Genomic DNA, 25,217 nt, shown 5'->3' on the forward strand with positions numbered 1-25,217 from the left:
TCTTCTGCGCGGTCGGCGTCAGAGCGCAAAGAAAGTGCGGGCCGTTTCTCAAAAAGCACCACCCGCATCTAAATGACATGGAGTTGTCCGGGACGCTGGTGCACAACTGTTGCCGATTACCTCCTCCCCCATCGTGCTGTCGACGGCATCTCGCGACGGCGATCAAGGTGAAAACCCATGAAGCAGACCAACCCTCCCGTGCTCGTTCCCCAGATCGATGCCGATGCGCACGACCACATCGATGACAACTCTCGCCGTCGCTTCATCGGAGGCCTGGGTGCCGGCGCATTGCTGCTCGGTCTCGGCGTTGGGGTGGGCGAAAGCCGCGCTCGCAGCCTTCCGCCATCGGGTTCCGCGCCAGCGGGCAGTCCGCTGATCACGGGGCGCTTCACGCATCCGGGCCTGCTGGTCAACGAAGACGATTTCACGCGCATCAGGAACAAGCTCAAGAACGGCGAGCAGCCGTGGACCAAGTGGTGGCAGACGCTGTGCGCCTCCAGCAATACGTCCCTGGCGGGCAAACCCAATCCACAGCCTGCCGTCTATCGCCACAACGGAACGAAATGGGCTCTGTACAGGGACATCGAGCGGGCTTTCTGCTGCGCGTTGCGCTGGAAGATCTCCAATGATGACACCTACGCCAAACTGGCTGTGGAAACGCTCGATGCGTGGTCCGAAACCCTGAAATTCATCGGGACCAATCCGCCAGGAGTTACCGAGGGCGATGATCACACGGGCTACCTGATGTGCGGCATGCAGGGTCACCAATTTGCCAATGCCGCGGAAATCATGCGCACCTACACGGGCTGGTCAGCGCAGGGCGTGGCGCGCTTCCAGGACATGCTGCGCAACGTATTCGCGGCGCCGATTTCCAAGGGACTGCACGGGCACCTGACCGATGGCGGTCTATGGAGCTTCGCCAACTGGGACTATGCCGCGCTGGTTGGCACGCTGGCCATCGGCGTGTTTTGCGACGACATCGACCTGTATCGGCAGGCGATCGAGTATTACACCGGCAACAATCACGGTGACGTGCACACGCAGTTCGGCAATGGCATGGCGATGCATAGCGTGTATTTCATGCATCCGGGTTACCTCGGCCAGTGGCAGGAAAGCGGGCGCGATCAGGGCCATTCCACGCTTGGCATGTCGCTGGGCGGCGACTTGCTCGAAATGGCGTGGAAGCAGGGCGACGATCTGTACTCCGCGTTCAACAACCGCTTCCTGGCCGGTGCGGAATACGTGGCAAAGTCCAATGTGCTGGACAAGAACGGCAAGCAGTACGTGATGCCGTTCGCGCGCCAGTCCAGTCCAATCGGCCTGTTCACCGCCGCGGCCAACCAGGCGGGCCCTTCGTTGCGTTGTTGTTGGGAAACCATCTACAACCATTACGTCAACCGCATGGGCATCGACGCGCCTTACATCGCGCAAATGGTGCGCGACGCCGAGTTCAGAAACCAGAATGGCGGCGATGACGTGGTGTATTCGACGCTGTGGAGCCGGCGGGACGACTACGCAGGACCGCTGCGTGCGCCGTTCGGCGTGTCGGGTTTTTGCAGCGAAGGCAAGGTGACGCTTTCGTGGTGGGGCGGCAAGGATACGTTGTCTTATATGGTCAAGCGCAGCAACAGCGTGAGCGGTCCGTTCAGCGTGATCGGTTCGGTCGCGGCGGATGAGACGCGCACGTTCAGCGATATGCCTGGGCAAGGCGTGTGGTACTACCAGATCCAGGCCAGCAACGGCATTAACCTCGTGTCGCGTCCGGCACGTGTCGCGGCTCCCGGTGAATTGCGCTGCTCGATGGATCTTGCCGATGGTGGCGGCAACACGGCCGTGGGCTGGGTCACCTCGCCTGATGGCGAGTGGGTTCGCGGCGACGGCACGCTGATGAACGGTGCCAGCTGGGGCGCGGGCCGCTTGCCGGGCAGTGCTGCGCTCCTGTTGGACGGCAAGCAATCGTATGTGCAGCTTCCGGCCGGGATGATTACCGACGTCGCCGATTTCACGATGTCGATGTGGACCTTCGCCAATGCGCCGCTGCATTGGAATACCTGCCTGTTGTTCATCGGACTGGATGGCGGCCGTTGCATGTTTCTTGCGCCTTTAGCGGGACGCAACGGTGGCAGATTGCGCTTTGCCATCACCGGCTCGGGTGTTAACGACGAGCAGGTGGTCGAAGCCGATCAGGCCTTGCCGTTCCGTCGCTGGGTGCACGTCGCGGTGACTTTGGGTGGCGGCACGGCCAAGATCTATATCGATGGCCGGCTCGCTGGCCGTGACGATTCCTTCGAGTTGTCGCCGCGTCAGTTGATCGATCAGAAAAGGCTGCTCGGCTGGGATGGTGGGCATGCGTCCTTCGATGGCCGCATCCAGGATTTCCGTTTCTATTCCATGGCATTGAGCGACGCCCAGATCGCGGCGTTGGCGAAGTAACCGCACGCAACACGTACAGGCGATCCCGAGGATCGCCTCTCTGCCCGGCATCGCGCCAGGCGGAGCAGGGGAAAGCATGAGCAAGTTGAAGCATTCACCGATCTGGTGCGCCCTGGCGTGCCTGTTCGGGCACGGCCACGCATCGGCGTCGGATATTCCGCTGGATCTTGTCCAGCAGCCTGGCGGCGGCACCATGCCCGCCTATCGACTGGGCATCCAGGTCGGGCTCAATGGCGGCGCGGCGCGGGAATACCTGTTCGACACCGGTTCCGATTCGTTCAATATCGCCGTCGGGCACGATGGCGGCCCGGTGTCATGGTTCCCGGGCTGGAAGGCGTCCGCGACGAACTCACCCTACGTCTTCAACTATGGCGATGGCACTACCGGCTATTGGCAGCAGAACACCACGGCGGCGAGCGTCCAGTTCTACAACCCGGGCACGGGAAAGCAGGTGTTCGGTGCGGCGCCGCCACAGGGATTGCCGGTAGCCGTGGCGCTCGATGCGGTGATGACGTCCGATCACTTCGCGCCGAATGTGCGCGGCGGGGACACGCAGGGCGTGCCCATCGCCACCGGCATGACCGCGTCGGGCCAGCCGGTGACGATGTACCAGGACCTGACCTGGCAGCAGCAGCTCGACCAGGACGTAGCGCCGGAACAAGGGCGCTTCTACGGCAGGTTCGGCGCGGGCGACTTCCTGTATGCGGGAGACAACGGCGGCGTGCCGGGCATGCTCACCACCACGGGCTACATCGTGGAGGCCAACGGCAAACCCGGCGCGCCCGGCGGATGCGGACAGGCGTGCTTCGTGGTCGGCCTTACGCCTGCCTTGCGTGCGCAGTTCCTGAGCGTGGTGCCATGGGTGCCGGGAACGCAGCAGGGCACGTACCAGGAAACGTTCAACGTCTCCGGCGCGCACGCGGCGCAGCAGTTCGATACCTATTTCACGTACAGCTTGAACCATGGCGCCTACACGGCGAAGTTGCAGACGGTGCTCGATTCCGGCACCTCGGGGATCTACCTCAACGAGAGCGGGCTGATCGCGGCCGAAACCGCGGCAGGGCATGTCAACGCCAACGGCAACGAGATCGCCGGCTTGGCGCTTACCGCGGCCGGCGCGGCGCCGGGCACAAAGACGGTAGCGGTCACCACTGCGGATGACGGCAAGGGCAACCCGCTTCATGTCGTCGGCACGGGGAGCGCGGGGCCGCTGATTCCGTCCGGCACGGCCTTGTACGGCGTGTCGTTCTTCATGGACAACGCCGTGATGTACGACCTGCAGAACCAGGTCACGGCCTATACGCCGTTCTATGTGACGGATGCGCCGCTCTCGACCGACCTGACGGTGACGCAGGCGATGGGGCCGCTCGGGCTTGCCGGCGTGATCTCCGGCGGCGGCGCACTTACGGTGGCCCAAGGCGGCATCGCCAACTTGAGCGGCGCCAATACCTATACCGGCCCCACGGTCATCGAGCAGGGCGCGTGGCTGGGGCTGGCGGGACCGGTAAGCATCGCCACCTCGGTGGGCGTGCAGGCCGACGGCGTCTTCGATGTGTCGCGCGCCGCCGGCAACGTCAACATCCAGTCGCTGTCCGGCGGCGGCGCCGGTTACCTGGGCGGCAACACGCTGGTGCTAACGCAGGCTCGCGGCACGTTCAGCGGCCAACTGGCGGATGGCGGCCTGGGCGGCGGCACGGGGGCGGCGCTGAGCATCGAGAGCGGCGAGGAAGTGCTTGCCGGCGACAATCTCTACGGCGGCCCCACCAGCATCGGGCCACGGGCCTTGCTCGATCTGCAGGGCGCCGTCAGCGGCTCGATGCTCGATGCGGGCACGCTGATCGGCAATGGCCTGGTGCGTGGCGACCTGCGGGTCATCGGCACGGTGGCGCCAGGCAGCGCCAACGGCGCGTACCAGGTACTGACTGTCGGCGGCGCTTACACGCAGGCAGCAGGGGCCGTCTACATCGCGCAATGGAGTGTTGCGCAGGATGGCGTGTCCAGCCAGCTGCACATCGGCGGCAACGCGCTGTTGCAGCCCGGCGCGATGCTCAGCCTGGCGCCGTCGGCGACGTCGGTAGCGGCGTTTCAGGGCGTCAGGCGTTATACCTTGCTGACGGCCAACGGCGGACTGAGCGGTACTTACACCGTTGTCGGCAACACCGGCGTTGGTACGCATCTGAAGGCGGTGCCGGTCTATGACGGCAATCACGTCTATCTGGACGTGTCGTACGCGGATACCGCTGCACCGGCTCCCCCTACTGGGCCAGCACCGGCACCATTTCCGCCTGCGCCCGGTTTCGATGCGGCGGCACATACACCCAATCAAGCGGCCGTGCTTGCGGCCATCCAGAACATGCCGTCCAGCAGCGCGCCGTTCATGACGCTGGCCAGCCTGCAGAGCGATGCGCAGTTGCGCATCGCCGCGGACCAGCTCTCCGGCGAGATCCATGCCAGCGCGCAAAGCGCCTACCTCGACGATACGCGCATCGTGCGCGATGCCGTGACGCATCGCCTCGGACAGGCGGATCCGGATGCAGGCGTCGCCGGCACCGCATCCGGCCAGAAGGTCAAAACTCAATCGAATGGCCTCGCCTGGTGGGGGCAATCCGTCGGCTCGTGGGGGCGCGTGGACGGCACGGGCAACAGCGCGCCCATGTCGCGCACGACAGGCGGCTTCCTTGTCGGTGCCGACATGCCGGCGGGGGAGCATGCCCGCATCGGTATCGTCGGCGGTCATACGCGAACGGCGCTCGGCGTGCCGCAGCGCGGCTCCTCGCTGTCCAGCAATGACGATTACGCCGGTCTTTATGCCGGCGGCTCGGTCGGCGCGCTGGCCTTGAGCGCCGGCGCGGATTACACGCGGCATCGTGCGGACACCACCCGTCACGTGGCGATGGCCGATGCCGGCGGCAGCCTGTACAGCAGAGCGGCGGCGCATACCGCTGAGTTCTATGGCAATGCCGCCTATCGTGTAGCCGTGAACAACGCGATCGTCGAACCGTTCGCCCAGGTGGCTTATGTCAAGCTGGCCACGGATTCATTCAAGGAACGCGACGGCTCCATGGCGCTGACGGTCAGCAGCAGCCAGCGCGCGGTGGTCTACACCACGCTGGGTACGCGCGCGGCCACGCATTTCGTTTTCCAGGGCGATGCGTTCGACGCGTATGCCAGTGCCGGGTGGCGTCATGTCTCCGGTGACCTGAGGGCGCGCAGCTCGCTGGCTTTTGCGGATACCAGTGCGTTTGCCGTGTATGGATTACCGATCGCCCGCAATGCTTTTGCGCTGAGCGCAGGCGTCGATGTGGCGGTAAACAGGAGTGTCAGGCTTGGCGTTTCGTACGATGCGCAAATCGCGTCGCACACGACGGACGCGTCGTTCAGGGCGCAATTGAGCTGGCGATTCTAGAGCCGGCGCACAGCCTCGTTCGCGACTGGTCATTTCAGGCCATTTTTTGCCGCCGATTAGCCCACTCGGCCCTATCTGGCGTCGAATGCGTCCGGTAGCTTCTGGCCAGGTCGAGAGGCGCGAATTTTCGCCCGTGCCGTGATGCTTGCCGGCCTGGTGCCGGAGCGCGCGCAGCGCCGACGCCAACAGGGGAACCATATGCATTGCTACTGCAGCCGCGAGGGTTCGATGCGCGGCTTTACCCTCATTGAGCTGATGATCACGGTGGCGATCGTCGCGATCATCGCGGCCGTCGCGCTGCCTTCGTATACGGACTACCTCAAGCGCAGCAAGTTGACCGAGGCGCACAATGCGCTGGCCACCTACCGTGCCGGCATGGAGCAGTACTACCAGGACAATCGCAGCTATGGCGCCGGCGGCGCCTGCGGCGTGGCGCTGCCCACCGGCCTGAAGTACTTCACGCTGAGCTGCGGTCCGGCCGCAGCGAGCACGGCCGGGCTGCAATCGTACGTGGTTACCGCCAAGGGCATCGCCGATTCCCAGGTCAACGGCTTCTCGTTCACCATCAACGAGAAGAACGATCGCGCGACCACCGCCGTGCCGTCCGGCTGGGGCACGGCGCCGAGCAGCTGCTGGGTCATCCGTAAAGGGGGCGGCTGCCAATGAAGCGCACGAGTGGCTTCACGCTGGTGGAGCTGATGATCACGCTGACGGTCCTGGCCATTCTGCTGGTCACCGGCATTCCTTCGTTCCGCGAATGGCTGCGCAACACGCATATCCGCACCGCGGGCGAATCCATCCAGAACGGCTTGCGCTACGCGCGCGGCGAAGCCAGCAGTCGCGGCGTCAACGTGCGCTTCGAGTTCACCTCGCCGGGCGCCGGCTGGACGGTCTGCGCGCTGGCCGGAACGACATCGTGCACCGCCGCCGCAGCGGCCAGCGCGGACAACACGCTGCAGAATTTCGTGGCCGCCGGCGGGTCCGCCGACGTCGCGCCGATGGTCAGCACCTCGATCGGTGCGGCTGCCTCGCCGCTTTCCACCGCCGCCAGTGCCGGCAGCGGCATCACGTTCAACGCCATGGGCCGGCCGATTGGCTACGGCACGGTGGCGCTCAGCCGGATCGACCTCAACACGGCGGGCAAGGACGGCCGGCGCCTGGTGATCCAGGTGTCGCCCGGAGGCATGCCGCGGATGTGCGATCCGAATCTTTCCCTGGCCACCAGCCCTCAGGCTTGCAAATAACTCCATGCGCGCATCGCTTCGTTCCGCCAGCCTGTTCCGTGCGCAGCGCGGCATTGTCTTGATCGACGCCATGGTCGCGGTGGTGATCTTCTCCATCGGCGTGCTCGGCATGGTGGCGCTGCAGGCCGCCGCCATCAAACTGTCGAGCGACGCCAAGTACCGCTCCGATGCCGCCATGGCGGCGGAACGGATCATCGCGCAGATGTGGGCGTCCGATCCCGCCGCCCTGGCCGCCAATTTCAAGAGTCCCGACGGCGCGGCCTACAAGACCTGGAAAGACACCGTCACCCGGCTTACCGCGCAGAGCGGACTGCCGGGCGCCAGCGCCAAGCCGCCGACGATCGAGGTGAGCGCGGACAACATCGTCACCGTCACCGTGTACTGGCAGGCGCCGGGCGATGCGGGCTATCACAACTATGTATCCACCACTTATGTGGCTCGTTGAGCGAAGGCGCCCCATGCGGAACCTCAGCCATTTCAGCGCCGCCGCCCGCAGCAGGGGCCTGTCCCTGGTCGAATTGATGGTGGGCATGCTCATCAGCCTGATCTGCGTACTGGGCATGATGTCGGCCTTCTCGATCTACGAGGGGCGCAAGCGCACCGTCACCAGCGGCAGCGATGCGCAGCAGAACGGGCTGTACTCGCTGTTCGAACTGGAGCGCCAGATCAGGACGGCCGGTTCCGGACTGACCCAGGGTTTCAACTACGGCCTGTGGGGTTGTTCGATCACGGCCTACGGCGGCAATGCGAAGAAACTGCCGAGCGCCACCGCCATGCCGGCGGCGTTCGCGGCCTGGCCGTCGACCACGCCGGTGAAGATGCGCGCGATGCCGGTGCTTATCGCCGCCGGCGGCAGCGACGCTGCCGGCCGTGCCAAGCCGGACACGCTGGCGATCGTGGGCGGCAATCCGGCGGTCACGGTGTTCAAGGCCACCGTGACCGGCGCGACGGGCACGTCGGCGATCACGCTGGACAATAGCTTCGGCTTTGCGGCTGACGATTATGTGCTGGCCACGACCAGCGCCGGCGAATGCTCGCTGGCCAAGGTCGCCAGCGCTTCCTCGTCCGCCGCCCAGCTCAACCTGTCCGCGGCGGACACGCCGCCGACCGGGCTGAGCGCCAATGGCAATGTCTTCGACCTCGGCCCGCGGCCGGCGCTCGGCCTGTATGGCGTCGATCCCGCCGCGAACGCGCTGGTTGCCTACGATGCGCTCGGACGCGACGGCGCGGCACCGGTCACGATCGCCGATGGCATCGTCCAGCTCAAAGCCTTGTACGGCATCGACAGCGATGGCGACGACGTGGTGGATAGCTGGGTCCAGCCCACCGGCGACTGGTCCATCGACAAGCTGAGCGCCGACCAGGGCGCCGCCGCCGCGGCCTTCGCCAAGATCAAGGCAGTGCGCATTGCCGTGGTCGCGCAGAGCCTGCTGCCGGAACGCGCCGCCGACTATACGGGCGCATCCACGCTGACCTTGTTCGGCGACCTCGCCGCCAACCTGCGTTACACCGTCGGCGTGCAGCCGCAGTACCGCTACAAGGTCTACGACACCGTCATCCCGATCCGCAACGCCATCATCACCCGCCACTTCTGAGCCCGTTCATGAGCGCCCACACCATCCGTATGCGGCCGCGAACCCGGCCAGGCCGGCAGCGCGGCGTCATCTCCACCTTCATCGCCATCATCGTGCTGCTGATCACGCTGATGGCGGCGGTCGCGCTGATGCGCTCGGTGGATACCAGCAGCAGCATCGCGGGCCGGCTCGGCTTCAAGCAGCAGGTCACGCAGGAAGCGGAACTGGCTTACCAGGATGCAGTGTCCGGTGCGGCCGCCTATCTCGGTCCGGCAGGCGAAGCCGACAAAGCGGATATCGGTTATTACGCCACGCCACAGGCCGCCGATACCCGCGGCATCCCCACCACCTTGATCGCCAAGGCCGCCGGCAAGCAGCTCAAGGCGCCGAACACTGCCGATGACATCCGCTACACCATCGAGCGGCTTTGCCCGAACGCAGGTCCTGCCTTGACCGTTGCACCCAATGCCTGCCTCGTGCCGGCCGCGACGATCAATGGCGGCTCGACCACCGGCAACCAGGGCGGCTTCGGCTCCGGCGCGCAGGCGGCCTATCGCCTGACCGTCCGCGTCGAAGGCCCGAAGAACGCAGTGAGCTACGTGCAGACCATCATGCGCTGAGCGCCGGCCTGTTCGAGCAACGGTTCCGAAAAACCCGCATCGCCAATCACGAACCATGGGAAACGCCATGAGCAGTCTGATCCGCTCGCTCGCCACTGCACGCTCAAGCGGCATGTTGCTGGCCCTCGCGCTTACTTCGCTGGCCGGTGCGGCCGCGGCCGATACGCCGCTGGCGAACATCCCCATCGGCACGGCCTCTACCGTGCCCGCGAACATGGTCCTGGCGCTGTCGGTCGAATACCCGACCGGCACGGTGGCGGCTTACAAGGGCACCACCTACGACTACACGTTTGCTTATCTTGGATATTTCGACGGCGGCAAGTGCTACGACTACGACGCGGACAAGCAATGGTTCACGCCGACGCGTTTCACGGTATCCGCGTCCGGAAGCTGCGCCAGCGGGGGCAAGGAGGGGCATTGGAGCGGCAACATGCTCAACTGGGCGACGATGACCGCGCTCGATGAATTCCGCCAGAGCCTGACCGGCGGCAATCGCAGCGTCGACAGCCACTCCGCCACCGTGCTGCTGCGCTCCAACCTCAATGGCCAGAGCTACACCGGCAATTTTCCGGACAAGACACTGAGCGGCGCGCTTGCCGCGGCGACGGTCGGCGACGGCAATTTCAATCGCGCCACGGCTTATCTGCGATCCGCCGGCCAGGGCTCGTCTTTCCAGCTTTCCGACAATGCCAACTTCAGCACCGACAACCACGGCCAGGTGGCTACGTACGTCGCAGCGGTGCGGGTGTGCGTTCAGGGGCGGCTGGAGAGCAATTGCAACTCCGCGCACAAGGCCACGGACTATCCCAACGCGGGCAAGTACAACAAGCCGGAAGGCCTGATCCAGCAGAACTTTTCCAAGATCCGCGTCGGCGCCGCCGGTTACGCGTTCACGCAGGGCGACGGCCCAGCCAATGGCGCGGTGCGCGCGCTGATTCACGACAACGGCCCCACCGCGTACAACGGCAATGGCGCCAGGACTGCCAATCCGAGCGCCGAATGGGATGGGGATACCGGCATTTTCATCGCCAATCCGGATGCAGCCAACGGCAAGGGCAGGGCGCCCGGCGGCGGTGACGCCAACATGACCGGCGCGGTCAACTACCTCAATAAATTCGGCTACGACAACGGCTACGAGATGTACGACACGCTCGGCGATCTCTACTGGGCATCGCTGGCGTATCTGATGCACGTGAAGCTGGACGACAGCTATACCAGGGGCATTTCCGCGACCAACAGCATGGACACGGGCTTCCCCGTCTATGGCGGCCTGCTTCCCGATCCGATCGCCTACACCTGCCAGGCCAATGCCATTGTCACGATCGGCGACTCGCATACCTGGTTCGACACGCGCGTACCCAGCTCGGGCGGGCCGACGCCGGGTTCGGCCGCGCGCAGCGCACTGGCGCCGGTCAATGGAGCGGATGCGGCTGCCTATGTCGATAAGCTCGGCAATCTGCCGCTGATCGAAACCGCGCCCAAGGTCACCATGGCGAGCCTGTTCGGCCCGAACGTCAGGCTCAGCACCAGGCTGGCGCCGAACAGCACGAGCGACTCCACCTACAACATGGCCGGCCTGGCGTATTTCGCCCACATCAGCGATATCCGTGCCGATCTGAGCGCCAAGCAGACGGTGGATACGTACACGGTGGACGTGCTGGAGCCGGGCCCCTACGACGGCACGACTGGCGCGGAGATCTACAACCCCGCCCACTTCAACTGGTGGCCCCTGGCGGGCCCCAACATGTACTGGCTTGCCGCCAAGTACGGCGGCTTCGACGACGTCAACGGCGACGGCATTCCCGCCAACGTGCTGACCTGGCACACCAACAGCACCACCGCGGCCGGCAACGATCTTCGTCCGGACAACTATTTCCCGGGCAATCGCCCGGACCTGATCCAGGCCGGACTGGCGCAGATCTTCAAACGGGTTTCCGATACCTCGCAGAGTGCGGCGGGTCCGGGCGTCACTTCCACGCGCGTACTCACCAACCTTGCGGCAGGCGCCACCAAGGGTCCGTATTACTCGCCGGTGAGCGGCTTCCCCGTCTATACGGTCAGCTATGCGCCCAGCAACTGGACGGGCGATGTTTCAGGCTTCGTCGCCACGGCGAAGGCGCCCGGCGACGTCACGCCGGTCACCGGCAGCTCGACCTGGAGCGCACAGGCCAAGCTCGATGCACTCGCGCATGCGGTCGATTCGACCGGCGCCAGGCATGGCTGGGATACGGGGCGGCGCATCATCACCTCGAACGGCCGCGCCGGCGTCGCCTTTCGCTACGGCTCGCTCGGTTCGAGCCAGCAGAGCCAGCTCAGCAGCGACCAGGTCAACTATCTGCGCGGCGACCAGAGCAACGAAGGATCGGCCTTCCGCGTGCGCCAGCACATGCTGGGCGACATCGTCCATTCCGAAGCGGTGCTGGTGCAGGATGCCTTGTCGCCGAAATACAGCGAGGCGTCCAACCCGGGCTACTCGACGTTTGCCCAGACCGCGGCGAACCGTGCCCCGGTGGTCTACGTGGGCGCCAACGGCGGCATGCTGCATGCCTTTGCCGCGGATTTCTCCGGCGCCACCTCCACCAATCCGGTCACCGGCGGCGGCAGCGAGCTGTTCGCCTATGTGCCGGGCCTGCTTTACAACGGCCCCAGCGGCAATGCGCAGGTGGATGGCCTGGCGGCGCTGACCAATCTCAACGGCGTCAGCACCAATAACTTTTCGCATCATTTCTACGTCGACCAGACGCCTCAGATAGGCGACGTGGACTTCGCCTTCACCGCCAGGTCTTCCAGCAATCCGCCGGCGCCCACCACCGCCGGCACGTCCGACTGGCACACCATGCTGATCGGAGGACTCGGCAAGGGAGGCAAGGGTTATTACGCCCTGGATGTGACCACCGTGCCGTCCGCCATCGACGCGGTCAGCAGCAGCGCCGCCACCGAGTCGGCGCTGGCCAGCAGCAAGGTGCTGTGGGAGTTCACCGACAGCGACATGGGCTTCTCCTATGGCAAGCCGCTGGTCGCGAAGACGCGCAAGTATGGCTGGGTAGTCTTGCTGACGTCCGGCTACGACAACGCATCCGGCCATGGCCATCTGTACATCGTCAACGCCAAGACCGGCGCGTTGCTGGAAACGCTGAACACGCCGGACGCCGGTACGCCGGCCAATCCGAGCGGACTGGCCCAGGCCACGGCCTTTACCAGGGATGTCACCGACAATACGGTGGAGCAGGTCTATGCGGGCGACCTGCTGGGCAATGTGTGGCGCTTCGACCTCTCCGGCACCGGCGACTATCCCAAGCCCGCCTTGCTGGCGACCTTGACGGATGGCAGCAAGGCGCAGCCCGTCACCACCGCACCGCGAGTGGAATTGGACATCAATGCATCGGGCCTGGGCACTCGCCGCTGGGTGTTCGTCGGCACCGGCAAGGCGCTGGATGTCAGCGATCTGTCGGATTCGCAGCAGCAGAGCATGTACGCCCTGCGCGATGGCGATGCCATCGCGGTCTCGGCGGCGGACTCGCCGATCACGCGCACGAATCTGCAGCAGATTGCCGACATGACCAAGGGCGCCACCATCGCGGACTCGGCCAAGGGCTGGTACTTCGACCTGACCGGTTCGGCCGGCGCCAACGGCGGCTCGGAGCGCATCGTGACCGATCCGGACGCGGCCGCGGGCACCTTTACCGTGGCCTGGGCCACCATGACGCCGTCGTCTGATCCATGCTCGCTGCAGGGCAATATCTACGCCGCGAATTTCGGCACCGGGCAATCCACGCTGCTCGATGCGGCGGGCAATGTGGTGAAGTCGCTGACCACCGAATCGGCACCCACCAAGCTGCAGGAAGTGAAGCTGCCCAACGGCAATCTGGCCTTGCTGTATGGCCAGGCGGGGCTGCCGCCGCAGGTGGCCCGGATGCGCCAGGGCACCTCGGGCAATGGCATCCAGCGGGTGAACTGGCGCGAGGTGCTGGAATAGCGCCTCGCCGGCATCGCAGCTTCGCCCGGACATCGTTCTCCGGGCGAAGGCCCCTTCAGTACTGCGCGGAATCGGCCGGCGAATTGCCGCTTTCGCCCGCGCGATTCACGGCCGACACGGCGTAATAGGAAGTGCCGCGACGGACCAGGCCCGCATCGACATAGCTGTTTCCGGGGTCGCCGGAGGCGATGGCCATGAACGGTCCTCGCGCGGAGGTCGCGCGCTTCTCTGGTTTTGCATCGCGGCAGAATCTTGTGGTTGCCGGGGTCGACCGAGGCCATGGGCGAGGGCTCGCCCATGGCCTCACTACCGCAAACAGATCGGCCTCAGCTCGCGGCCATGATCTCGGCGACGAACCCTCGATAGGAGCGCAGCGGACGCCCCAGCATCCGGGTCAGGCGTTCAGCGTCGCCCGCTTGCGGAATCATGCCGTCGCTGACGAAGCGTTCGGCCATCAAGCGCATTTCGTAGGCCATCCACTTCGGCAGGAAACCGGCCGCGTTCTGCTCGAAGCCGGCCGGATCGTCGCCGCCGTACACCACCGCGCGCCCCAACGCATCCGACCAGATCGCCGCCGCGTCAGCGCCGGTCAGCGTGTCGGGACCGACCAGGTTGATCGTTTCGACCGGCAGCGTGGCAGGCGCCTGGTCGCGGCGGATCAGTTCGATCGCGGCGACCTCAGCGATGTCGCGCGCATCGACCATGGCGATACCCTTGCCGCCGATCGGCATCGGATAGACGCCGTGCTCGAGCACCACATCCTTGATCATGTACTCGTTGTCGATGAAATAGCTTGGACGCAGGATGGTTGCGCTGAAACCCATCTGCTGGAGCATCCGCTCGGCGCCGTACTTCACCGCGAAATGCGGCACGTTGACGAAGCGGTCTGCATGGATCACCGACAGATAGACGACGCGCTCGACGCCCGCCTCGCGCGCCAGGTTGAGGGTAAGGAGCGCCTGGGTGAATTCATCGCCGGTGACGGCGTTGAGCAGGAACAGGGTGCGCACGCCAGCGAAGGCGGCGCGCATGGCGTCGAGGTCGAGCAGGTCGCCCTGAACCACCTCCACGCCAGCGGGGAAGCTGGCTTTCGAAGGGTCGCGGGTCAGCACGCGCACGGCCGCGCCGCGCTGGACGAGCTGGTCGACGAGATGGCGGCCGACGCGGCCGGTGGCACCAGTAACGAGGATAGTCATGGCAGTACTCCGGGTTGGGTGAGAACGTGCCGGCCATGTTATTGATCCAAATTTCGATGGATAGACGCTAAAATTAGACATGCTGTCCCACTGACGAGACACCCATGGACCTCCTCGCACTGGCCGATTTCAACCTGGTAGCCCGCCACGGCGGCTTCGGCAGGGCCGCCCGCGAAAGCGGCCGGCCGAAGGCGACCCTGTCGCGGCGTGTGGCCGAGCTGGAGGCCAGCCTCGATCTGCGCCTGTTCGAGCGAGGGGCGCGATCGCTCAAGCTCACCGAAGAGGGCCGCGCCCTGTTCGAGCGAACCACGCTGCTGCTGACCGAACTCGAAGAAACGGCGACGGCGATCGCTGCGGGCGGCCATGCCGCCCGCGGCCGCTTGCGCATCAGCGCGCCGCTGCTTTTTTCGCAGACCGCGATGGGCAAGCTCGCCGCAGGCTTCGCGCTGCGCCACCCGCAGGTGCGGCTGGAAGTCACCACGGAAGACCGCGCCGTGGACATGATCGAAGAAGCCTATGACCTGGTGATCCGCGTCAATCCCGAACCCGACGCCACGCTGGTAGGGCGCATCTTTCTGCGCGACCGCCTGGTCGTCGTGGCCAGCCCTGCGTTGCCCCGGCCCGAGGGCGCCGCACCGGTTCCGGTGGTGACCCGCGGCCCCGTCAAGCAGACCGAGACCTGGACGATGAAGGCAGCTTCCGGGACGTTGACCATGGCGGCCAGTCCCGTGCTCAGCCTGTCATCGCTGGTGATGATTCGCGATGCGGTGCGCATGGGCGCGGGCGCGGCACGCCTGCCGCTGTCACTGGTGAGCCCGGATCTTGCCGCCGGAACATTGGTGCACTGGGGCGATGTGGAGGGGCCGGACATCGCGCTCTGGGCGCTCTATCCGAGCCGCCGCCTGCTGAGCGCTCGCGTGTCGGCGTTTCTGGAATATCTCAGAGAGGCTTTTCCGCGAGGAACGCCAGACGAACTGGCTGCCCATGTCGGGAGATGAGGTTGCCGCGCAGAAAGCCGTCTGTACGGCAGACAGCACGCCGCCCAGGCGGGGTTGAGTACCAGGCATTCGAAATCCTGTGACGCGCAGCCCCGCACGACAGCACTCTTCGCTGAACTGCCCGGCCCAGCCGCCCTGCCGAAGGTGATGAAGAGACAGGAGATCGGCGAGCGAAAGGGCGCCACGCATGCTGGATTCCGTTCTTTCATATTTTCACCAGACGGCTTTAATGTTTTTGCGCAAACGTGCACTTCATCACTCATGCAGGCGCGGTGCAAAAAAACCGGGAAAATCAGGTGTGATTGCAGTCACGCGATGGCCAAGTCGCGGCCAACTGTCAGCGAGCCTTATGTTACTTAGCATGCACTGAGTGCGTGCCAGGAGCGCGCACTCAGACAGGGGCGTCAGTCGTGCTTGCGGCGGCGCGAGGTATCCGCCGGACATCACCACATGCATTTGCGGGCGGCCTGCGCGGCCGGCCACGGCGGCGCTTGATCTGCGACAGGGGTACGACAGTGAACAAGGAAGACGAGGCGAGCATCGCGCTCTGGCTGCATTACCGGCGCGAGCCGGCGCGGTTTGCAGAGCTGCCCGAAGCGTGGCGGCATTCCATCGCCGAGCACTACGCGCATGCGCGGCAGCGGCGGCAGCTTCAGCAGCGGCGATCGGTGCTGCCGCTCTCCGTACTGGCGGCACTGACCGCGCTGGGCGCCGCGAAGGCGCGCGCGGCCACCAACTACACCACCGTGCTCACCGGCACCAACGCGGACACCGCGTACCTGAGCAGCACCGACGCCAACGGCAATCTGGTCTATCGCCTGGCCGACCGCGACAGCATCAGCACGACCCCGAACGGCACGGACAGCGTCAGCGCCATCAGTTTGCAAAGCGGCACGCCCAAGGTGGTGCTGCAGGTGGGCGCCGACGGCAAGGGCGCATTGACGGTGTCCGTCGCCCGCCCGGAGACACCCTGGCCAGGCGTGCACGGCACCGCCCACGCCATCGACATGGGAGCGGGCGAATACCTGACGGTGAACGGCAACACGTCGCTCACCGCGCAGGCGGATGACCGGGCCCGGGTCGTCAATGGGGTATGGGTGGGCGGATCGGAGGCGCGGGGTCTGCACCTGGACCAGTCGACGGCCAGCTTCAACGGCAATCTGGACGTCACTACAAAAGGCGCGGACTGGAGCCAGGGCCTGTGGATCTACCGCGGCTTCCTGACCGTCAACGGCAGCACCAACATCGTCACGCACGGACGCGGCACCAATACCGCCGGCATCTACAACTCCGGCGGTGGCACCGGCAACGTGGTGTTCAACGGCAACCTGGGCATCGTCGCCTACGGCGACTGGCCCAATGACACCGTCCAGGGCATTTACAACGACAACTCCAACACCCGGCTCACGGTCAATGGCGATCTGAATGTCGCGGCCACGTCGAATGGCTCGACGGTGATGGGCATCCGCAACCAGGGCACGATGTATGTGACGGGTAGCACCACCATCACCTCCGACGGACCGCGCTCCGCTTTGGGTGTCGTCAACACCCATGCCTCCGCGCGCTTTCATGCCGGCGGCGACCTGAAGGTGACGGTAGTCAGCCACACCGACTACACGCCATACGGATCACCCACTGCGCTGGGCAACTCGTACGGTCACACCTACGGCTCCATGACGCTGGACGGCGCGGTCGACGCGCGCGTCAGCGGCGTCAGCACCAGCTTTGCGGTCAACAACAACAGCGTGCTGACCTTCACCAGCGCCGCGAAGACGGCGTTCCTGCGCACGAGCGTGGACTGCGCGGCCTGCGACGCCTACGGCGTGACCAACAACGGCGGCACGCTCACGTTGGCCGGTGGCCTGGACGTGGCCGTGAGCAATACCGGCAGCGGCAAGCGCTATGCCATCTGGAACGTGGCGGCCGATGGGTGGCAGGCCCAGAGCACGCTGAGCGTCAACCAGGCGGGCGGGCAGTCCGTCAAGGCGGACGGCGACGTGCTGACGCAGAACCTGGTCAATGCCGCCGGCACGCATTTCACCGCCACCACCCAGCTGAACTTCAACGACGATGCGTCGTTCCTCAAGGGCATGGTGCTGGGCGGCAGCGGCACCGCGGGGACCAATGGGACGTCCACCCTCAGCGCGGGCGTGCCCATCCTCAGCTTCGCCAACGGCGCTCGCTGGATGCCCGCCGGCCCCGGCGCGCTCGCCAGCGACTTCGGCGCCGGCAGTCTCTCGCTCGGCAACGGCGGCGCGATCGACCTGGCGGCGAGCTGGGGTGCGTTCGCGCCAGGCAGCGTGCCTGCGCACAGCCTGCGCAGCCTGAGTATCGACAGCTCCACTGGCGGCGCCACGGTGAATCTGACGGACGGCGCCACGTTCACGCTGTTGAGCGACATCCGCAACGCGCAGGCGGACAAGGTGAGCTTCGGCGCCGGCATCACCGCATTCAACGCCACCGGCACCCAGAAAGTGCGCATCGCCTATGACCCGGCGCTGGACGACGCCTCCTGGGTGAGCGCCGCGGCGCTGCAGAACGGCACCACGATCGCGGCGGCCCAGCCCATCGTCATCGTCGACGCCAGCGCCGCGGCCGGCGGCAAGGCAGCGTTCCAGTCCGTCGCCGGCGGGGCGGGGCAGTGGAGCGCGACGTACGAGAACGCGCTGGCGCGTTTTACCTATATGCCGCGCGTGCAGTTGAGCGCGGATGGCAAGGACCTGCTGCTCACCGGTATCGATATTGCGGGCACGGGCGGCGCGACTCCGGGCGGCTCGGCCGGCGGCGGAACAAGTGATCCCGGAACCGGCACGCCGCCCGCCTCCGGCAATCCTCCCGTCACGCCGGGACAGCCCGGCGGCACCGGCACGCCCGTGCCGCCCGCCGGCACGGCCATGCCGCCGGCGATCGCGCCTTCGACCGGGGTGCTGGTCGCCGCCGACGCCGCACTGGCCATGGCCAACCTGTGGCAACCCGACGAGCGCGCCATCGCACGCCGCAGCGAGGCCCTGCGCACCGACGGGGCGGCAACGGACGCAACCTTCTGGGCCGATGCCGACGGCGGCGAGCTGAGAGGCGACGGCAACGAAGGAAGCACCTATCGACAGAACGCCACCAGCGCCTCGGCAGGCGTCGAATGGAGCGTGCCGTTCGATGGCGGGCACGGCGCGGTGGGCTTGCTCTACACCCATGCGCAATCGCGCGCCACCTTCCAGAGCGGCACCGCCGACCTGCGCGGCAACGCCGTGGGCGCCTATGGCACCTGGAACACGCATGACGGCTGGTTCGCCGATACGGTGGCGCGCGTCGGCCGGTTGCGCGACAGCTACGTATCGAGGGACAGCTTCGGCACCGCCTCCGGCCGCTACGACACGCACGCCGCCAGCATCAGCGTCCGCGCGGGCCGCCGTTTCGCGCTGGGCGGCGGCGCCTACATCGAGCCGCAAATCCAGGCCGCTTACGGCACGCTCGGCTCCAGCAGCTACACCGCGAGCGATCGCGTGCGCTTCGAGGTGGGGCATGACCGCACGTTCCAATCGCGCGCCGGCGTGCTGGCCGGGCAGGCCTTTACCTGGACGGGAGGCGTCGGCGGCGATGCGTATGTGCGCCTGGGCGTGGTCCACACCATCGGCAGCCGGCCCGACATCACCGCGTCACTGGACGGCGGCTCGCTGCCGGTGGCGCTGCCGGCACGGCACGGCACGGTCGGCGAGGCCACGGCAGGTGTGCGCCTGGCGTTCGGCGCTGCATGGAGTGCATTCGCTGAAGCAGGGCGCTCGTCGCGAACCGACGTGGTCGCCGGTGGATGGCGCGCCGCCGCCGGATTGCGCTGGCGGTTCTGACGCCTCGGTGCGGACGCCGATCGCCGAGGCGGGATCACGCAAACAAGCAGATCTTCGTCCGGCCATATCTGGGTGGCGATCAGGCCAGGCTTGATACCCGGCGTTCGACGCAGCATCTGATGTGAGCTGAAGGCCGGCCCTGCTCGTTTGAGCAAGAGGCCGGACAGGGCGGTCAGCCTGGGCTTTCGGTGGCGACCAGTCAGGCCGCGTCACCCAATCCTCGCCCCAGGATTTTGAACGCGATGGCGTGCCTGCCGGGCAGGTTCTGCGGAAGTTCGAGCCTCAGGCCCCGCGCGTCGCGACTGAACCGCAAAGGCGCATTCATGCCCAGCATTTCCACCCGTTCGACGCTGCCCGGCATGTTCGAGGCGAGCGACTTCAGCAGCAGATGCGACGAGGCCGGTCGTCCGAGCGCGATGGCAAACAGCACATCGCCCTTCGCGGTGAACCGGATGTCATCACCCGTGAAGCTGCCGGCCTTGTCCTCGGCGAACATGCCCGCAGCCACCCTGGTAGGGCCTTCGCCGAACGTTCGCCACGGGCGCGTGCCAAAAATGGCTTCGCCGTTGACGCTCATCCATGCTGCCAGTTGCTCGAGCACCTCGCGCTCGTCCGCATCGATGGTGCCGTCGCCGCGCAAGGGAATGCTGAGCAGCAGATTGCCGTTCTTCGAGACGATGTCGCACAAGCGCGTGATGACGGTGGCGGCGCTCTTGTAACCGTGCTGCTCGAACAGCCGCCGCGAATAATGCCACTCCCCGATACAGGTATCGGTCTGCCAGGGCAGGGGGCGAATCGCATCGCTGACGCCGCGCTCGATGTCTTCCACCATCGCGGGAACCTGTTCGGGTGTCAGCCCCTTGCTGTTGAGCACAGCCTCGAGGCTCCCGCCGTGCCATTGCCGGCTGGCGTTGTAGTAGTAAGCGGCGATGTCCAGGCCCGTCTGTCCGAGCGGAAGTCCCGTGTCGTCGAAATACAGCAGGTCGGGGCGGTATTTGTCGAGCAGATCCTTGCAACGCAGAAACCATTGCCGCACGAATCGCGGGTTCTGCGGTGGCGGGCTTTCATTCCAGGGAGGCGAAGTACCTGAAACTCCGCTACCGCCTGCTGCCGTATACCTATTCGGCGGCCTACCGCAGCTACCAGACCGGCGCACCCTATATGCGTGCGCTGTTCATGGACTTTCCCGATGACCCCAAGGTTGCGGACATCCCCGATGAATATATGTATGGGCCCGCCTTCCTGGTGGCCCCCGTGACCGAGCAAGGCGCCACTCAGCGGACGGTGTATTTGCCCGCGGGCTGCGATTGGTACAACTACTGGACGAACCAGCGCCTGCATGGCGGCCAGACGATCGAGGTGGATGCGCCCATCGACATACTGCCGCTGTTCGTCAAAGCGGGCAGCATCGTGCCGCTGGGTCCGGACGAGGCAGGGGCGCAGCAAACGCAGAAGATCGTTTCGGTGCACGTATACCCGGGAGCGAACGCGCAATTCACGCTCTTCCAAGATGACGGCAGCTCCTACGGCTACGAGCGCGGCAAGTACTCGACCACCACGTTGACGTGGGATGAGGCCGCGCATCGATTCGGACACGAAGGGGGGCGAGCCTGGGATGGCCCGGATAAACCTGCCGTTTCCGTGCTGGGGGAATAACTTCCCAGCGACCACAGGCGGCATCGGCGCACGCGCAGGCCCTGCCGGGTCTTTGCTAAATCGCACAATGGACATAGCGAATTTACCCAGCCGGCCGGGCAGGGCGGTGGAGCAGCCGGCCTTGTATGTTAGAAACTTCAGCATTCGACCGCGCGCCAGGCGACGCGGACGCATGTGCCAACGCTGCGGGAATATCGTGCGGACCTACAAACTTGCCTTGCTCGGCCTGTCCTTGTCACTCGCCACGGCGTTCACCGCCGTGCATGCGACACCCATTGCCACGCTTGACCGCCATGGTGCGTGGGTCAGCGTCGAAGCCTATGGCCCCAACGTGGTCCGCATCACGATCGCCGCCGATAAGGCGCAGGCGCTGAAGGCGCCCGGCCATGGAATTCTTGCCGACCACGCCGACGCATCGGCGTTCCGTCAAATCCACGACCAAGCCGGCGATACGTTTGCCTCCTCCGCGCTCACCCTGCACGTCGAGGCGGCACCGCCGCCGCACACGCCTGGCACCATGGAGCGCTATTTTGCGCCCGACCTGGCGCCGGTCCGCCTGCAGGTAAAGAACGCCAGGGGCGCAACCGTCGTCAATATGACCGGGTGGGAAATGGCGCCGCACGAAGTGGCGGGGGAGGCGACCTATCAGGTGGGCGCGACGTTTGCGGCGCCGGCCGATGAACACTATTACGGCATGGGCCAGAACCAGGACAGCCTTGGTCCGCTCGACCTGCGCGGCCGCGTCATCGACTGCCAGCATTGGTACGACGCGCCTGCGGGTGAAACCGTCTGCGTACCTTTCATGGTGTCCTCGAAGGGGTACGGCATCATCTGGGACAACCCCTCGGATACGCGTTTTGTCGCGGGCATCCGTGGCCGCACCAGTTTCCAGTCGAAGGTGGGCGAGCGGGTCAGCTTCTTCGTCGTGACGGGCGACACGCCCGAAGCCATCTACTCCGCCTACGCCCGGGTCACGGGCAAGACGCCCATTCCGCCGAAGGCGGCCTTTGGCCTGATCCAGTCCAAGGCGCGCTACGCCAGCCAGGCCGAGATACTGCGCGTTGCGCAGACGTATCGCGAAAAAAACTATCCGCTCGACGTGATGGTGCTCGACTGGTTCTACTGGACGCGCATGGGCCAGCTGGATATCAATCCGGCGGAGTTTCCCGATCCCGACGCCATGAACAAGCAGCTGCATGATGCGGGAATGAAGTCGATCGTCTCGATCTGGCCGCGCTTCGAGCGCTCCGGCCGCTACTTCGGCGAGCTCGATGCCAAGGGCTACTTGCTGAAGGACAGGAACGGCAGGGTGGTCGATGGCCTGGCGTTCCGCTCGGATCGCGCCGGCGCGCTGATCGATTCCACCAACCCGGCGGCGCGCCAGTGGTTCTGGGAGCATGCGCGCGACAACATCCTCGCGCATGGCTTCGACTATCCATGGCTCGACGAGACCGAGCCGGACCTGGTGCCGGACGGTCACGTCTACTCGATCGGCTCCGGCGATCGCTACCACAATGTGTTTCCGCTGGTGCACGTCGAAGGCGTGGCGCAGGGCATGCGCAGCTGGAAACCGGATGAGCGCGTACTGATTCTTTCCCGCGCGGCCTATCTGGGCTCGCAACGCACCGGTGCGCTGTTCTGGTCGTCGGACATCGATCCCACCTGGGAAGCGTTGCAGCGCCAGATTCCCTCCGGCCTCAACATGACCGCCTCCGGCATCGCCTACTGGGGCAACGATATCGGTGGCTGGCAATCGCTGCCGCAGACCACCAGCGCCAGCAAGGCACCGTTGCTCGATCCTTCCGATGCGCGCGACACGGTGGGCCAGAACAACGATTATCCGGAGCTGCTCACGCGCTGGTTCGAGTACGGCACCTTTCTGCCGACGCTGCGCCTGCACGGCGATCGCAAGCACACGGAAATCTGGGCATTCGGCCATCAGGCCGAATCGATCCTGGCCAATTACGACAAGCTCCGTTATCGCCTGCTCCCCTACATCTACAGCCAGGCCAGGAAAACCTACGACACCGGCGCGCCCTTCATGCGTCCGTTGTGGATGGATTTTCCGGGCGATGCCCAAGTCTCCAACCTGGGCACGGAATATATGTTCGGACCCGCCTTCCTGGTGGCGCCGGTCACCGAGCAGGGCCAGACGGAGAAGGATGTATACCTGCCCGCCGGCAGCGACTGGTACAACTTCTGGACCAACGAAAAACTGGCCGGCGGACGCTGGGTCAAGGTAGCCGCTCCCATCGACCAGATCCCGGTCTTCGTTCGCGCGGGCTCCATCGTGCCGCTGGGTTCGGATATTCAGTCGACCGCGACGAAGCAGTCGATCGCCGAGATTCGCGTCTATCCGGGCCAGGACGCCGGCTTTGCGCTGTACGACGACGATGGCACCTCGTACGGCTACGAGAGGGGCAGCAGCACTACGACGCAGCTGCGCTGGAATCAGCGGTCAGGCGCCTTGAGTGCCACCGGCGGCGATGCCGCATTCAACAAGAAAGTGGCGGGGCTGGCCAAGGTCGTGGGCAAGTAGGAGCGTGTGATGGTGGCGCCAGGCATGGCGCATTCGCGTCCGCGGGCAGGCAGCTCGTGATTCCAGATGACGATGACCAGCGAATTTCACCCGGCGATATAAGCTCGCGAACAGGCGGGCTTCAGCGCATGGTGAAAGATGGGTGGCGCACTGTGCCGCCAATCCCATTTCACAAGCGAAGGTATGCGCGATAGTCGCGCCTCCCCGGCGCGAGTCGCAATGACGTGCCGCCTCATCTTCACAAGGAGAGAACGCATGAGGATCCTTCGCGACGCACTACGGAAGGCCACCCATATCGCCGCGTTGACAGCCATTTTGTCGGCGGCATCTGCAGTTGCGCTGCCATACGCTGCCGGCGCGCCTGTTCCGGCAGCACTGCTTTCTTCGCAGGTTGTAACTGCCACAGCTGTTTGCGGTGATGCGTCCATCTTGAATGGTCCGGCAACGCCGCCTGCAGGAGCCATCACCGTGCCCGCCGGCGACAACAGCTCCTTCAATTTCCATCAGGCCGGAAAGACCTTCTGGTTCGCCGCTGGAGTCCACCGGCTTGGCACGGGGATTTACAGCCAGATCATTCCCGCCAACAACAGCGTTTTCATCGGTGCGCCCGGGGCTGTCCTGGATGGTCAGCACACCAACTTGTATGCCTTCACCGGCCAGGCCACCGGCGTCACCGTTGAATATCTGACCATTCAGAACTTCGGGGGCGCGGGCGCGAACAACAACGAAGGTGTCGTCAATCACGATGCCGGTCATGGATGGACGATCCAGTACAACACCGTGCAAGGCAATGCCGGCGCCGGCGTGTTCGTCGGAAGCTCCAACACCCTGAAATACAATTGCCTGAGCAGCAACGGGCAGTACGGCTTCAGCGCCTATGAACCCGACGGGGTCTCGAATATCGTCATCGATCACAACGAGATTTCATACAACAACACCTATCGCTGGGAAACGGCCAATCCAGATTGCGGCTGCACCGGAGGCGGCAAGTTCTGGGCAACGAACAAGGCAACCATCACCAGCAACTGGTTTCACCACAACCATGAAGGTCCAGGGCTGTGGGCGGACACCAACAACAACGACTTCGATATCGAAAACAATGTTTTCAGCGATGAAGAGAACTCCGGCATTATTTACGAGACGTCCTACAACGCACTGATCAAGAACAATACGTTCCTGCGGAACGCCAATATGGCCGGACCGGCCAATCCTGACTTTCCGACGAGTGCCATTTACCTCTCGGAGAGCGGTGGCGACGCTCGTGTCCCGGCTCGCTATCAGACCATCACGATCACGGGGAACACCTTCACCGACAACTGGTCGGGTGTCGTGATCTGGGAGAACGCGGATCGCTTCTGCAATTCGCCCGCCAATACCAGCAGCGGCGACTGCACGCTGGTGAATCCCACCATGGTGAATCTGTCGACTTGCGTGGCGGGTACGATCAACAAGGCCCCTTACTATTCGGATTGCCGCTGGAAAAGTCAGAACATCCAGGTCACGGGCAATACGTTCAGCCTTAATCCGTCAAGTATCGGATCAAGTTGCACCCCGGATAACGGATGCGGTTGGCAGGGCGTGCTTTCGGGGCTTGTACAGACTTTTGTGTAAACGGGATCGCTTTAAAGCTGAGGGATGCGGCCTTCGAACTGGATGGTAAAGCGGTTGAGCGCCGCCTTCCAATCATGGATTGGAAGCGTCCATTTTTTACTGATGTTGCGCAGCCCTAAGTA

Annotated in this window: 16 protein-coding genes; 13 read left to right on the forward strand and 3 right to left on the reverse strand. The window is 65.2% G+C overall.

The features are described 5' to 3' along the window. The first annotated feature begins 177 nt into the window (after window positions 1-177). The 8 genes from AB4083_RS05815 to AB4083_RS05850 all read left to right on the forward strand — a co-directional run bounded on the left by AB4083_RS05815 (window position 178) and on the right by AB4083_RS05850 (window position 13,253). Entirely contained in the window at window positions 178-2,433 is a 2,256-nt protein-coding gene (locus AB4083_RS05815) for a LamG-like jellyroll fold domain-containing protein (RefSeq protein ID WP_441606809.1), read from the forward strand. Between the two features lie 76 nt (window positions 2,434-2,509). Continuing rightward, window positions 2,510-5,839: an autotransporter outer membrane beta-barrel domain-containing protein gene (locus AB4083_RS05820; RefSeq protein WP_441606810.1), complete on the forward strand. Its 3,330-nt coding sequence runs from the start codon at window positions 2,510-2,512 to the stop codon at window positions 5,837-5,839. Window positions 5,840-6,067: 228 nt separating this feature from the next. Continuing rightward, a complete protein-coding gene (locus AB4083_RS05825) occupies window positions 6,068-6,505 on the forward strand; it encodes a type IV pilin protein (protein WP_441606811.1) in 438 nt (145 codons plus the stop codon). Continuing rightward, window positions 6,502-7,083: a GspH/FimT family pseudopilin gene (locus AB4083_RS05830; RefSeq protein ID WP_441606812.1), complete on the forward strand. Its 582-nt coding sequence runs from the start codon at window positions 6,502-6,504 to the stop codon at window positions 7,081-7,083. The genes AB4083_RS05825 and AB4083_RS05830 overlap by 4 nt, the downstream gene beginning before the upstream one ends. A 4-nt stretch (window positions 7,084-7,087) precedes the next feature. Next, window positions 7,088-7,528, forward strand: coding sequence for a type IV pilus modification PilV family protein (locus AB4083_RS05835; protein WP_441606813.1), 441 nt, complete (start codon window positions 7,088-7,090; stop codon window positions 7,526-7,528). A 13-nt stretch (window positions 7,529-7,541) separates the two neighbouring features. Beyond that, window positions 7,542-8,678 (forward strand): PilW family protein, encoded by a 1,137-nt coding sequence (locus tag AB4083_RS05840; RefSeq protein ID WP_441606814.1) that lies wholly within the window; start codon window positions 7,542-7,544, stop codon window positions 8,676-8,678. 8 nt (window positions 8,679-8,686) lie between these two features. Then, the gene (locus AB4083_RS05845) at window positions 8,687-9,277 is read left to right on the forward strand and encodes a pilus assembly PilX family protein (protein ID WP_441606815.1); all 591 of its coding nucleotides are present in this window, start codon (window positions 8,687-8,689) and stop codon (window positions 9,275-9,277) included. A 67-nt stretch (window positions 9,278-9,344) separates the two neighbouring features. Next, on the forward strand, window positions 9,345-13,253 hold the full coding sequence (locus AB4083_RS05850; protein WP_441606816.1) for a pilus assembly protein: 3,909 nt from the start codon (window positions 9,345-9,347) through the stop codon (window positions 13,251-13,253). Window positions 13,254-13,308: 55 nt separating this feature from the next. Here AB4083_RS05850 and AB4083_RS05855 read toward each other — a convergent pair whose 3' ends face one another. Next, complete coding sequence (locus tag AB4083_RS05855; protein ID WP_441606817.1) at window positions 13,309-13,449, reverse strand: hypothetical protein; 141 nt, start codon at window positions 13,447-13,449, stop codon at window positions 13,309-13,311. Between the two features lie 130 nt (window positions 13,450-13,579). Continuing rightward, on the reverse strand, window positions 13,580-14,449 hold the full coding sequence (locus AB4083_RS05860; RefSeq protein WP_441606818.1) for an SDR family oxidoreductase: 870 nt from the start codon (window positions 14,447-14,449) through the stop codon (window positions 13,580-13,582). Between the two features lie 104 nt (window positions 14,450-14,553). On the opposite strand from AB4083_RS05860, the gene AB4083_RS05865 reads away from it, so the two are divergent. Then, complete coding sequence (locus AB4083_RS05865) at window positions 14,554-15,447, forward strand: LysR family transcriptional regulator (RefSeq protein ID WP_441606819.1); 894 nt, start codon at window positions 14,554-14,556, stop codon at window positions 15,445-15,447. Window positions 15,448-15,962: 515 nt separating this feature from the next. Then, entirely contained in the window at window positions 15,963-19,289 is a 3,327-nt protein-coding gene (locus tag AB4083_RS05870) for an autotransporter outer membrane beta-barrel domain-containing protein (RefSeq protein ID WP_441606820.1), read from the forward strand. Window positions 19,290-19,488: 199 nt separating this feature from the next. Here the strand turns inward: AB4083_RS05870 and AB4083_RS05875 are convergent, their stop codons facing one another. After that, complete coding sequence (locus tag AB4083_RS05875) at window positions 19,489-20,325, reverse strand: alpha-L-fucosidase (protein ID WP_441606821.1); 837 nt, start codon at window positions 20,323-20,325, stop codon at window positions 19,489-19,491. Window positions 20,326-20,342: 17 nt separating this feature from the next. On the opposite strand from AB4083_RS05875, the gene AB4083_RS05880 reads away from it, so the two are divergent. The 3 genes from AB4083_RS05880 (at window position 20,343) to AB4083_RS05890 (ending at window position 25,095) form a co-directional block, all read left to right on the forward strand. Next, window positions 20,343-20,945: a DUF5110 domain-containing protein gene (locus AB4083_RS05880; protein WP_441606822.1), complete on the forward strand. Its 603-nt coding sequence runs from the start codon at window positions 20,343-20,345 to the stop codon at window positions 20,943-20,945. Next, window positions 20,860-23,484 carry a glycoside hydrolase family 31 protein gene (locus tag AB4083_RS05885; RefSeq protein WP_441606823.1) on the forward strand — a complete coding sequence of 875 codons (2,625 nt, stop codon included), beginning with the start codon at window positions 20,860-20,862 and terminating at the stop codon, window positions 23,482-23,484. The genes AB4083_RS05880 and AB4083_RS05885 overlap by 86 nt, the downstream gene beginning before the upstream one ends. A gap of 255 nt (window positions 23,485-23,739) precedes the next feature. Further along, window positions 23,740-25,095, forward strand: a complete 1,356-nt coding sequence (locus tag AB4083_RS05890) for a right-handed parallel beta-helix repeat-containing protein (RefSeq protein WP_441606824.1) — start codon at window positions 23,740-23,742, stop codon at window positions 25,093-25,095. Window positions 25,096-25,217 lie beyond the last annotated feature (122 nt).

Origin of the sequence: Dyella sp. 2RAB6 (genome assembly GCF_052115385.1) — a bacterium.
GTDB lineage: Bacteria > Pseudomonadota > Gammaproteobacteria > Xanthomonadales > Rhodanobacteraceae > Dyella_D.